The sequence below is a fragment of the Devosia salina genome, from assembly GCF_019504385.1.
Classification (GTDB): domain Bacteria; phylum Pseudomonadota; class Alphaproteobacteria; order Rhizobiales; family Devosiaceae; genus Devosia; species Devosia salina.
Window position 1 is genome coordinate 2,057,270 of record NZ_CP080590.1, and the last position, 11,752, is coordinate 2,069,021.

Sequence of the window (11,752 nt, forward strand, 5' to 3'; positions counted from 1 at the left end):
GTTAGCCCTTCACCGCGCCCTGCATGAGGGCAGCGACGAACTGGCGCTGGAAGACGAGGAACAACGCCACGGTCGGCGTGAGGATGAGAAGCGAACCAGCGCAGAGCAGCGGAATATCTGTGCCCCACTGCCCCTGGAAGGCGCCCAGCGCGCCGGCCATGGTGCGCTGCATCGGGTCCTGCACCAGGACCACCGGCAGGAGGAACTGGTTCCAGGTCCAGAGGAAGAGCAGGATGGTCAGCGACATGATGGCCGGTCGCGCCAGCGGCACCTGCACCAGCCAGAATTCCTTCCAGCGGGTCGCACCATCCAGCTGCGCTGCCTCGGTCAGGTCATGCGGCACGTTGAGGAAATGCGCCCGCATCCAATAGACCGAGAAGGGCATATAGAGCCCGATCAGCGGCAGGATGATCGCAAAGCGGGTGTTGAGCAGCCCAAGGGCGCGCACCTCGTAATAGAGCGGCGTGATCACCGCCTCGAAGGGCAGCGTCAGCCCGAAAACGAAGACGAGATAGAGCCACTTGTATTTGTTGCTCGTCAGCTTGGCCAAGCCATAGCCGGCCATCGTGGAAATCAGCACCGAAATCGGCACCACGCCCAGCACGATCAGCGTACTCGAGAGCAGAAGCTGGTCCATCCGGGCCACTTCGAACGCGCGAACGAAATTGCCCCATTGCGGATCGGCCGGCCATTGCAGGCCGTTGGGATAGGTGCCCTGCGGCGCCAGGGCCGCCGAGAGCATGGAGAGAAACGGCAGCAGGGTGACGATCATCAGCAGGATGATCAGCCCACGGGCCAGGAGCGTGTTGGGTGTCGCGGTCTTCATTTCTTGTCCCGCGTGAACCACTGGACGGGAGCGATGGTGATCAGCACCAGCACCATGAGCACGATGGCCAGCGCCGAGGCGAGGCCGACCTGCCGGTGGGCGAAGGCCAGGCGATAGATTTCGAGTCCCGGCACGGTGGTGGTGATCCCCGGCCCGCCCTGGGTGGAGATATAGACGATGTCGAAGCTAGCGAGCGCCGCAATGACCGTGACGGTGATGCAGACGCCGATTTCCTGGCGCAGGCCCGGCAGCGTGATGTAACGGAATTCGTGCCAGGGGCGCGCGCCGTCGAGCCGCGCCGCCTCATAAAGGCTCGGGTCGATCTTGGTGATGCCGGTGACCAGCAGCATGGTGCAAAGACCCAGCAGGACCCAGGCGCCGATAATGCCGACGGCCGGCAGCGCCCAGACGAAGTCGCCCAGCCAGCCGCGCGCCCAGCTTGAGAGGCCAATGGCCTTGAGCGTCTGGTTGACGAGGCCGGTGGAGGCAAACATCCAGCTCCAGGCGATGCCGGCGGCCACCAGCGGAATGACCTGGGGCAGGAACAGCACCGTGCGGGTCAGCGTCCCGAAGCGTCCATCCATGTGGCTGCGGATGGCCGAAGCCACGGCCAGCCCCAGCAGCACCGGGATCAGCGTGAAATACAGCACCAACTGAAAGGCATTGCCGATGATCTGCAGCAGATCACTGTCGGTGAGCACGGTGACATAATTGCGCAGGCCGTGGAAGCTGGCCTTGCCGATGCCATCCCAGCGCAGCAGCGAATAATATATGCTCATCCCCAAAGGCACGAGCACGAAGGCGGCATAGGCGAGGAAGGCAGGCGCCACGAACAGCCACGCTGCCTGCCGCGTCTTGCGGCTCCCCCTGGACGGAGGGAGCCGCCTTTTTTGCCCATGAGCGTCCGGAATGGACGTCTTGTCTTCAGTCATTGTTCATTCCGAACGCTGAGGGCTTCACGAGCCCTCTATTAGCGGGACAGCTGGGTCTCGTATTCTTCCTGCACGGCTTCGAGCAGGCCTTCCGGCGTTTGCTGCCCGCCCACCATCTTCTGCAGTTCGGGCGTCCAGCCCGCGGCAAAGATGGCACCGGTGGCATTGGCGATAAAGTCCATGGCGCCATTGTCCTCGGCCAGGGTCTGGCCGGCAGCGAGGGACTGCTCGGTCACCGAACCGGGTTCGACTGCCGGCATGGGCAAATCGGTCGGACCACCCGGGTTGGAACCACCGACGGCGACGTTGATCTTGCGTGCTTCCTCATTGGTCGCGACCCAATCGAGGAAGAACGCTGCACAGTCCGGATTGGCGGCATTGGCCGCAATGCCGAAAGTCAGCGGTGCCGACATGGTGGCGTGGCGGCCACCCTCTTCTTCACTGGGCATGATGAAGAAGCCGAACTTGCCCGCCGCATTGGCATCGAGATTGCCCGACTCCCAGTCGCCATTGAACATGAACAGGCCCTCGCCGCCCATGAACCGGCTCATCATCTGGAAATATTCGATGGCATTGGCGTCGGACGGGAAATAGCCCGCCTTGATCCAGGCATCGAGATGCTGGGCCGCTTCCAGGTTTTCCGGCGTGTTGATGGTGGCGCCGTCCTTCTGGAAGATCCAGTCATTGATCGGCTCGGGCGCGCCATAGGCACCCATCAGGTTCTGCAGCGGGAAGGCGAGGCCCGCCGTGCCCTTGTTCCACTGCATGATCGGCTGGATGCCGGCTTCCTTGGCCGCGGCCATGAGCGCATCGAGCTCTGCCAGGCTCTTGGGCGGCTCGGTCATGCCGAGCTGGGCCGCCAGCTCCTTGTTGTAGAACACGCCGGTCATCGAATAGTTGAGACCCATGGCATAGAGCGAGCCGGTGCCGCGCGGGCGCCCGCCCTCTTCGACGCGCAACTGCACCAACTGGCCGGCCGGGAAGGCGTCCCAGCCGAACTCGGTGAAGTAGCCGTCAAGGTTGAGCAGCAGGTCATTGGCGACCAGATCGGTCAGCGACGGCAGGCGGATCAGATCGGGCGCATTGTCCTCGGACAGGATGCGCGGCGAGTTCTCCATCATGTTGGCGAACTGGTCTTCCTTGATGTCAAAGGTGACATTGGGGAACTGCCGGGTAAACTCCTCGGCCAGCCTGCTGGGCAGTGGAAAACCGGTCTCGAAATAGGAATTGAGCACGACCGGGTCAGTGCCGCAGCTCGGCGCGGCCAGTGCCGTGCCTGCGGTGGCGGCGACCGACAGGCTCAGGGCGGCAATGCGAAGTGCGTGGCGGGATGAATTTCTCACGACTACCTCCTCCAGGGTAAAGTCTGCAGTGGATGTTTCCGTCTGCTAAATGGATTTAGCGCATGAGCACAAAGCGGTGTCAATATGCCCTTTGTACCCGGCGCGGCGACTAGACGACCTTGCGCAGAGCCGAGATGATCTCGGTTGCTCGCTGGTCTTCCGGCCCCATCATCCAATTGGTGACGAAGCCGAAACCGATCTGGCGCTTGGGATCGGCAAAACCGACCTGCCCCCCCGCGCCATCATGCCCGAAGCAGCCGGCGTCAAGATAGCGCCGCGCTTCGGAATCGAGCTGGAAGCCATAGCCCCAGCGTGAATAGGGAGGGTCGCCGCCAAACACCGAAACGCCCTCGCTGCGTGCGCGTGTCGCCTCGGCGATCACGGCGTCGTCAATCAATCGCACGCCCCCGGTCGGCACCACCGTCGCCGACCAGATCGTTGCCAGGGCCTTTGCCGAGGCGATGCCCCCTGCCCCCGGAATCTCCGCGGCGCGGATGCGCTGGCGGTTGAAGCCACCCTCATCGGTCACCAGGTCGGCCGGCAGCGCGTCGCCAAGCGTCATGGCCCGGTAGGGCCAGTTTGGCGCCGGCTTCTGGGCCTCCTCGGCCCAGAGCGCAGACAGAGCTGCACTGACCTGCAGGTGAGCCGGCCGGTCTGCCAGCGCCTCGGGCAGCCCAATCCAGGCATCGACGCCAAGCGGTTCGACAATCAACTGCTGGAAATATGTGCCAGGGGACAATCCGGTCGCCCGGCGCACCAGTTCGCCTGCCAGCCAGCCATGGGTTAGCGCGTGATAGGCATAGCCGCTGCCGATCGGCCAGAGCGGCGCCTGGGCCGCCAGCACCGACACCATGCGCTCCCAGTCGACGATATCGTCTTCGCTCAGCGTATCGCGCGGCGCCGATAGCCCCGCCTGATGCGCCAGGGCCTGGCCGACCGTGATCTCCGCCTTGCCGGCGGCGGCAAATTCAGGCCAGTAGCGTGCTACCGGCGCGTCATAGGCCAGCCGTCCGTCCTCGACGAGGCGCGCGACCAGGATCGACATCAGTCCCTTGGTGCAGGAGAACACCACGGAAGGGGTGTCCTCCGCCCAGGCCCGGTCCGTCCGCGCATCGGCGACGCCCGCCCAGAGATCGATGACGCTGCGCCCCTTCACCAGCACGTGGAGGCCCGCGCCCATCTCTGGGCGTCCGGCGAAGGCAGCGGCAAAGGCATCCGCCACCGCCTCGAAACCGGGCTCGAATGATCCCTGTATCTGAATGGTCATGATGCGCTCACCTCAAGATAGCCATCGGCACCGGTCTCGATGGGCAAGGGATCGCAGATTCCGCCCCCGAACCGGCCGGCGGCGCCGGCATTGTTGAAGGCCAATAGCCATGGACGCCCCTGCCGGTCCTTGGCGATCCTGCCGGCATAGAGCCGCTCATCCACCAGCAACCGAGCCTTCCCGAAATCGACCGGCCCCGGCAGGTCGTCGACCGGCAGGCTCCAGATGCCGCCGGCACTGCCAGCGCGCGCGCCACAGAGCTTGGCCCTGTCGCAGCAGAACAGCAAATGGTTCTGGCCGTCGATGTCGATCAGCTGGAACACTTCGAGATGGGCAAAACCGGACCCCGCCGCGCCCATCGGCGGCAGCGCGGTCCAGGTCTCGAGGTCGATCGAGGTCGCATGACCCATGATGCCGCGATCCGGCTCGGCGCCATTCTTGGCGCGCGCGGTGATCAGCATGTGCCAGCGGTGGTCGGCCTCGCGCCAGAACACCCAGGGATCGCGCCAGGCCTCCTCGGGCCAGGAGGAGCTGCCGAGCGTTTCATAGAGATCGCCATTCGCGCTCAGGACCGGCTCCGGCTGCTTATGCCAGGTAAAGAGGTCGCTCGATGTCGCAAGGCCGATGGTCTCGATATTGGCATTGCTGTCCGGGGACAAGAACCGCGAGCCGGTATAGAACATGCGCCAATGCCCATCGGGACCCTTCACCACGCACCCGGTCCAGGTGGCACTGCCGTCAAAACTCCCCGGCGCACCGGCATCGAAGGCCAGGCCATGATCGCGCCATGTGATCATGTCGGTCGAGGTCGCATGACCGATCCGCGCATTGCGGTGCCGGAGGTCCGGATTGCCCAGCGCCTTGGGAGCGTGCAGATAGAACAGGTGGTACAGATCGCCATCGTCGGCGAGCCAGAAGTCCCAGACCCAATGATCCGGCAGATGGAATGCCACTCCTCAGGCCCCTTTCCGAGGTCTTTGCTAAAACCATTTAGCACATGCTATGGTCTGTCAAACTTGTCAAGCGGGGGTCGCGTGGTTATCCAATCCATGGGGCGGCTACGCGCCGGGGGAAGGTTTCGAGGCTTTGGCAAAAAAGCGTGTAACTCTGGCGGATGTGGCGCGCCTGGCTGGCCTGTCGACGACCGCGGCATCCATGATTCTCACCGGCCGTCCGGATACCCGCCTCTCGCCCGAGGCGCACAAGCGGGTGCATGATGCGGCCGCGCAGCTTGGCTATCGGCCCAATGTGGCTGCGCGGGCGCTGCGCACCGACAAGTCCCGCTCCATTGCCTTCATCTCCGACTATGTCGCCACCACGCGTTTCGCCAGCGGCCTTATCCGGGGCGCACTGGCAGCCGCCGAAGATGCCAAGCATGTCATGCTCGTGCTGGAGACCGGCGGCGAGCCGGCCCGCGAAATCCAGGCGATCGAGGCGGCCCTCGACCGGCAGGTGGACGGGCTGATCTTTGCCGCAATGCGCGCGCGCGAAGTCTTCGTCCCCGACATGGCGATCAACATCCCCGTGGTCATGCTCAACGGCACCAGTGCGCGGTTTCCGGTTTCCGTCCTGCCCGATGAATATCGCGGCGGCCGCGCCGCAGTGGAGCTGCTGATCCAGTCCGGCATCTCGGACGATATTGTCCTTCTGGGCCACAATGCGCAGCAGGAAGAGGGCTTGTTCCGCTCCGAAACCATTGCCCGCCGCTTCGAGGGCATTCGCGATGCCATGTCGGAGGCCGGTCTTCATTTCGTCGAGGAACTGAGCTGCTGGAACTGGGAGCCGGGCTATGGCTATGACTTGACGCGCAAGCTGCTCAAGTCCCGCCGTCCCCGCGCCCTCCTCTGCCTCAATGATCGGCTTGCCTTTGGTGCCTACCAGGCTCTGGCCGAGGCCGGTCTCGGCATACCCGACGACGTCGCCCTGGTATCCTTCGACAACGACGAGATCGCCTCCTATCTGCGCCCGGGTTTGACCACGATCGGCCTGCCGCACGAGGACATGGGTCATCGCGCTGTCGACCTGCTGCTCGGCGCCGCGGAGGCTGCAGACGCCAACCTGATGCCAATGCCGGTCGTTGTCAGGGGCTCGCTCCCCACCAGACCCGCTTCGTCCGCCGTCAAGCCACCCCGCTGACCTTTCGGCCCAACGGCCCCATCCGGTCGGGATTGGCAGCGCCAATAGGTGCAATCCGCCGATGGCAGGATCAGTCCATCGGCGCGCGTCCTGCGGACCGGAGAATGGCTTCTGCCCGGGCCCGTAGCGGCTTGTCGATCATCTGGCCATTGAGGCTGACCGTGCCCTCGGTCGCAGCCACCGCCAGGGCCCAGGCGATATCGGCCTCGCTCGGTGCGAAAGCCGTATTGAAGATGGGCACCGCGGAGGGGTGAACGCAGGTCGAGCCGTCAAAGCCATGACGCCGCGCATCGCGCGCTGCCGCGGTCAGTCCATCGAGATCGGCATAGTCGGCAATGGAGCGCAGCAGGCCCAGCGACAGCTTGCCGGCCGCCTTGGCGGCGTAATGCACCATGAGCTTCGGTTGCAGCAGCACATCGGGGTCGGGCCGGCCACCCAGCGCCAGTGCAAAATCCTCGCTGCCCAGGTTCACGGCCCCGACTGCGGGATGACGTGCAATCGCGGCCGCATCCAGGAGTGCGGCCGGACTTTCAATCGTCGCCAGCACGGGCAGCCCGGGCGCTCCCGCGCGCTGCAGGCAGGAGGCCAGCTCATCCAGCGAAGCCAGGTCGGCCTTGGGGCAGACCAGCCAGTCGACGCCGGCCGCGACCGCGGCATCCACATCACCGGCGACACCCGCATTGACCCGCACCGCCACCTGGCTCTCGCCTTGCCGCAGGCTCTCGACAGCCGCACCAAGCCCGGCGCGGGCGGCATCCTTGCGCGCGTCCGCGACTGCATCCTCGAGATCGAGTATGATGCAATCGGCGTCCCGCTCATGCGCCTTGGCGATGAAGCGATCCTGGTCCGCCGGCACATAGAGCCACGAGCGCATCACGCCTGCTTTCGGAATTGGCGGTCAAAACCCAGTTCAGCCAGAAGTTCCGGCCCGTGCTGGTTCAGCGCAGGTGCGGGTCGACGAAACTGTCCCGGCGTTGCCGACAGGCGCGGCACCACATTATGCATCGGCATGGCGTCGAAACTGTCGTCATCGAGCTCGACCACGATTTCCCGCTCCACAAAATGCTGGTCGGCAAGGGCATCCGCAATATCGTAGACTGGGCCGACCGTGGCGCCCGCAGCGCGCATCTCCTCGAGCGCGACGTCGCGGTCGCGTGTCGCGAACCACTCCGAGATCACGCCATCGACTAGATCGCGATGCTTCACCCGGTCCGAATTGGTGGCAAAGCGCGGATCCGCGTTCATTTCCGGATGACCGATGATCTCGAAGATGCGCCGCGCCACCGCCTGGGTCGATCCGGAAAGGGCCACATAGGACCCATCGGCACAGCGATAGACATTGCGCGGCGACGCCGTATTGGAGGCGCTGCCGACGCGCTGCTTTATCTGCCCCGTCTTGCTGAAAATACCAGCTTCGGGCCCCAGCACGGAGAACATGGATTCAAGCAGCGACAGGTCGATCACCTGCCCTGCCCCACCCCGCGCATCGCGCGCATAAAGCGCCATCATGGCCGCCGAGGCGCCGTAGATGCCCGCGATCATGTCCGCCAGCGCCAGCGGCGGCAACACTGGCTCGCGATCAGGAAAGCCGGTGCGCGCGGCAAAGCCGCTCATCGCCTCGACAATCGTGCCGAAGCCGGGCAGATGCGCATAGGGGCCGGTCTGGCCAAAGCCGGAAATGCGCATCACCACCAGTTTCGGATTGCGCGCCAGTAGCGTCTCGGGCCCCAGCCCCATCTTCTCGAGCGTCCCGGGCCGATAGTTCTCGATGAACACATCCGCGGTTTCAATCAGTGCCCAGAGCACGTCCATCTGCGCCGCCTCGCGCAGATTGAGGCAGATGGACCGCTTGTTGCGGCCATAGGCCTTCCAGAAGAACGAGTGCCCGTCCTCCTTCCAGTCGCGCAGCGGATCGCCTTCGGGCGGCTCCACCTTGATCACATCGGCGCCGAAATCGGCCAGTTGCAGGCTCATCATATTGCCCGCCATCAGCCGCGACAGGTCGATCACCCGCAGCCCCGCCAGGGGGCCGGTCGCCTCGGCATCGAAATGACGTCTTTTGAGGCTCACGGACGCAGTCTCTCGCCGCTGGACTTGTCGAACAGCAATACCTTGTCCGCGTCGATGCCCAGCGCCATGGCCTGACCGGGCGAAAGCAGGTCGGCATCGCGGATCACGACGCTGAGCTCGGCCGCGCCGATGCGCGCCCGCACCTCCTGCGCCTCGCCCGTCGGCTCCACCACAATGGCCTCGGCGGCCACGCCGGTCGGGGCAAGCGTCATGTGCTGCGGGCGGACGCCATAGACCAGCGGCGTACCCGCTGCCAGCGTCAGGGCCCTGGGGATCGGCAGCTCGGTGCCGTTCGGCAAGGCGACGCTTTCCTTGTCCGGCCCCAGCGCGGTCACGTCCAGCAGGTTCATTTCCGGCGAGCCGATGAAGCCCGCCACGAACAGATTGGCCGGATTGTTGTAGAGTTCGAGCGGCGCCCCGGCCTGCTCGATCTTGCCGCCATTGAGCACCACGATCGTGTCGGCCATGGTCATGGCCTCGGTCTGGTCGTGGGTGACATAGATCGTCGTCTTGCCCAGCCGCTGGTGCAGCGCCTTGATCTCGCCGCGCATGCGCACGCGCAGTTTGGCGTCCAGGTTCGAGAGCGGTTCGTCGAACAGGAAGGCCCGCGGATTGCGCACGATGGCCCGCCCCATGGCCACCCGCTGCCGCTGTCCGCCCGAGAGAGCCCTGGGCAACCGGTCCAGCAGGTCCTCGAGCCCCAATATGCGCGCCGCCTCGGCCACCCGCTCCTTGCGCTCCGCCTTGGGAACGCCGCCGAGCCTGAGCGCAAAGCTCATATTGTCGGCCACGTTCATATGCGGATAGAGCGCATAGGACTGGAACACCATGGCCAGGTCCCGCTCCTTGGCCGGCATGTTGTTGACCACTTTGCCGCCGATCCTGATCTCGCCGCCCGAAATGTCCTCGAGCCCGGCGATCATGCGCAAAAGCGTGGACTTGCCACACCCGGACGGGCCGACCAGCACCACGAATTCCCCCGTCTCCATGCTGAGCGAGAGATCGCGGATGACTGTCATCCCGCCATAGCTCTTGCTGACATGCTTGAGCTCGATTTCGGCCATCCTCGCCTCCTAGCTTTCCGTGACCGCGAAGCGATCCACCGCCATCCGCCCGATCGAGCCGAGCCGCAGCCCGCTCATGCCATGGGCAAACCTGTCATCGGTGGCCGTCGCCACCACCGTGCCGTCAATGCTCAGCGTCAGCGCCGTACCTTCGGCCGCCAGCTCGATCCGATAGACCCTTCCTGCTTCAGGCGCGAACGGCACACTCGCCAGCACTTCCTGACCGAAATCGTGCCGGAGGATGACCGCCTGCCCATCCTGGAAGCCACCGGCATAGAACCGGTCGGTGCCCATGACCCGCGCCGTCACCAGATGCGACTGCCCCGCCAGTGGCTCGATATCGGCGCTGACCACCACGTCCCGCGCATAGTAATGCCCGGTCCACATATCGGCATTGGACGCCGCATGCGCATGGATGCGGCCGTCGCTCTTGGTCCAGTGCCCGCGGTTCCAGGTAAAGCGCGAAATCGCGCCCCATTCCTGCACCTCGGTCTTGGGATCAATCTCCAGGTGTCCCGGCCCCGACACGGAAAAATCGGCCAGGAACAACCGCCCCAGGAACTTGAGCCGCCCGAAATATTCGATTGAGATGCCGATCTCGTCGATGGCCTCGACACCCTCGGGCACCACGAATTCATAGTCCTGCCAGCCCGCGCTCGAGGGCACATCCCAGGCGCCGGTTTCCTCGATGGTCCCGCTCATGGTGCGCCGCACATAGGGCGCCACGCGCAGATTGCCGTCCCCGTTCCAGGGGTCGAGCCACAGCTTGAACCGTACCACCTGGCCCCCATCCACCACCGGCGAGAACATCGGCCGATAGCGTTCGTCGTCGAAGTCGCTGCGGCGATAGAAAGGCTTCCAGAACACACGCCCGCCCTGCCCGCGCTCCAGCCGGTCGAGCTGGATTTCCAGCGACCCGCGCGAGCGCTCGACATGGCGTTCGTCCGAATGCCGAACGCTGATCTGGTTGAACCCTTCGGTGCGGAACCCATGGGTCGAGCCGGGCAGGTCAAAATCGAACCGCAGGCCGCGCCGGGTGAAATCTTCCAGCCACAGGGCCGGCACATCGCGCCCCGCCAGCTGCAGCGCCAGCACTGTCAGCTCCCGCGCAAAACTCGGTATGTCGACAATATTGATCGACCCCACGATCCCCGACGCCACGAGGAAATCATTGATCGGCTTGCGATATTTGTCCCAGCTCGGATCGAGCCCCTGGAAGGTGCCGACAATGGCCGCCGCATTGCCCGCATTGCAGTCCGTGTCCCAGCCGGCCATGGTGGCAATCTCGGCCGTGCGCGGCAACGAACCCTTGCCATAAAGGATGGCCATGATCGTCACCCCGGCATTGGGGATGATGTGGCAGACGCCCGGATAGCGGTCATAACCCCAGTCGGCGGTCAGCATGTCACGGCAGGCCCGCCAGTCGTCCGGATTGACCCGATGGAAGTCGATCACGGCCCGGCAGACCTTCGCATAGGTCGAACCGGGATCGACCTGGGCCAGCGCCGTCTCGATGATCTCGTCGATGCTGCCCGCCTCAAAGGCCGCGGCAATCGCCGCCGCGCAGAAGCGCGCGCCATTGAGCCCGTCGCCATCATGGGCCACAGACGCCGCCATGGCCGACATGTCCGCCGCGCGCTTGGGATTGCCCGGGTTCACCCAGCCCCAGCTATCGATGAAGATCTGCCCGCCGATCTGCTCGGCCACGGTCGTGCCATTGGTGGCGATGGCGCCCGAAAGCGGCGCCGGCAGCCCGGCCTGAAGATTCTTGTAGGCGGTGTGTTCGGTCGAAACGCCGAACCCGCCCCACCAATACATGCCATGCTCCTCGGCGGCATAGTTGAGCCAGGTCTTGCCCACGTCCTCGGCGGTGCAGTCGAGCCCGTAGTCGCGTAGCGCGCGAATGAAATAGACCGGCCCATTGGTGTCATCGTCGGCAGCGAAATTCTTGAAATCGCGCAGATATTGCGTCACCTCGCCATAGGTGTCGCGAATGCGCTCATAGCTCCAGATGGTCGGCTCGACGGGCGCCCCCAGGCGCACGCCAATGGCCTTGGCGATGAAGCCGGCATAGATCTTTTCGAGGATTTGGGTGTCGGAGAGCATGGGCGGCT

The 11,752-nt window shown here is 64.9% G+C and carries 10 protein-coding genes; 1 reads left to right on the top strand and 9 read right to left on the bottom strand.

The genetic code is table 11. The features are described 5' to 3' along the window. Position 1 precedes the first annotated feature (1 nt). From K1X15_RS09940 to K1X15_RS09960, 5 genes are all read right to left on the bottom strand, one after another. Positions 2 to 826, bottom strand: a complete 825-nt coding sequence (locus K1X15_RS09940) for a carbohydrate ABC transporter permease (RefSeq protein WP_220307281.1) — start codon at positions 824 to 826, stop codon at positions 2 to 4. After that, positions 823 to 1,758: a carbohydrate ABC transporter permease gene (locus tag K1X15_RS09945; RefSeq protein ID WP_220307282.1), complete on the bottom strand. Its 936-nt coding sequence runs from the start codon at positions 1,756 to 1,758 to the stop codon at positions 823 to 825. The genes K1X15_RS09940 and K1X15_RS09945 overlap by 4 nt, the downstream gene beginning before the upstream one ends. A 38-nt stretch (positions 1,759 to 1,796) precedes the next feature. Next, complete coding sequence (locus K1X15_RS09950; protein WP_220307283.1) at positions 1,797 to 3,101, bottom strand: ABC transporter substrate-binding protein; 1,305 nt, start codon at positions 3,099 to 3,101, stop codon at positions 1,797 to 1,799. A 109-nt stretch (positions 3,102 to 3,210) separates the two neighbouring features. Next, positions 3,211 to 4,368 (bottom strand): serine hydrolase domain-containing protein, encoded by a 1,158-nt coding sequence (locus K1X15_RS09955; RefSeq protein WP_220307284.1) that lies wholly within the window; start codon positions 4,366 to 4,368, stop codon positions 3,211 to 3,213. Further along, complete coding sequence (locus K1X15_RS09960; RefSeq protein ID WP_220307285.1) at positions 4,365 to 5,321, bottom strand: glycoside hydrolase family protein; 957 nt, start codon at positions 5,319 to 5,321, stop codon at positions 4,365 to 4,367. The genes K1X15_RS09955 and K1X15_RS09960 overlap by 4 nt, the downstream gene beginning before the upstream one ends. Before the next feature lie 133 nt (positions 5,322 to 5,454). Here K1X15_RS09960 and K1X15_RS09965 point away from each other — a divergent pair, with 133 nt between their 5' ends. Next, positions 5,455 to 6,504: a LacI family DNA-binding transcriptional regulator gene (locus K1X15_RS09965; protein ID WP_220307286.1), complete on the top strand. Its 1,050-nt coding sequence runs from the start codon at positions 5,455 to 5,457 to the stop codon at positions 6,502 to 6,504. A 70-nt stretch (positions 6,505 to 6,574) separates the two neighbouring features. On the opposite strand, the gene K1X15_RS09970 is transcribed toward K1X15_RS09965, so the two are convergent. The 4 genes from K1X15_RS09970 to K1X15_RS09985 are packed head-to-tail and all read right to left on the bottom strand — an operon-like array spanning position 6,575 to position 11,744. After that, positions 6,575 to 7,378 (bottom strand): HpcH/HpaI aldolase/citrate lyase family protein, encoded by an 804-nt coding sequence (locus K1X15_RS09970; RefSeq protein ID WP_220307287.1) that lies wholly within the window; start codon positions 7,376 to 7,378, stop codon positions 6,575 to 6,577. Beyond that, complete coding sequence (locus tag K1X15_RS09975) at positions 7,378 to 8,574, bottom strand: CaiB/BaiF CoA transferase family protein (protein WP_240549707.1); 1,197 nt, start codon at positions 8,572 to 8,574, stop codon at positions 7,378 to 7,380. The genes K1X15_RS09970 and K1X15_RS09975 overlap by 1 nt, the downstream gene beginning before the upstream one ends. Beyond that, positions 8,571 to 9,638: an ABC transporter ATP-binding protein gene (locus K1X15_RS09980; protein ID WP_220307288.1), complete on the bottom strand. Its 1,068-nt coding sequence runs from the start codon at positions 9,636 to 9,638 to the stop codon at positions 8,571 to 8,573. Before K1X15_RS09980 ends, K1X15_RS09975 begins: the two co-directional genes overlap by 4 nt. Before the next feature lie 9 nt (positions 9,639 to 9,647). Further along, positions 9,648 to 11,744 carry an ADP-ribosylglycohydrolase family protein gene (locus tag K1X15_RS09985; protein ID WP_220307289.1) on the bottom strand — a complete coding sequence of 699 codons (2,097 nt, stop codon included), beginning with the start codon at positions 11,742 to 11,744 and terminating at the stop codon, positions 9,648 to 9,650. Positions 11,745 to 11,752: the final 8 nt, after the last annotated feature.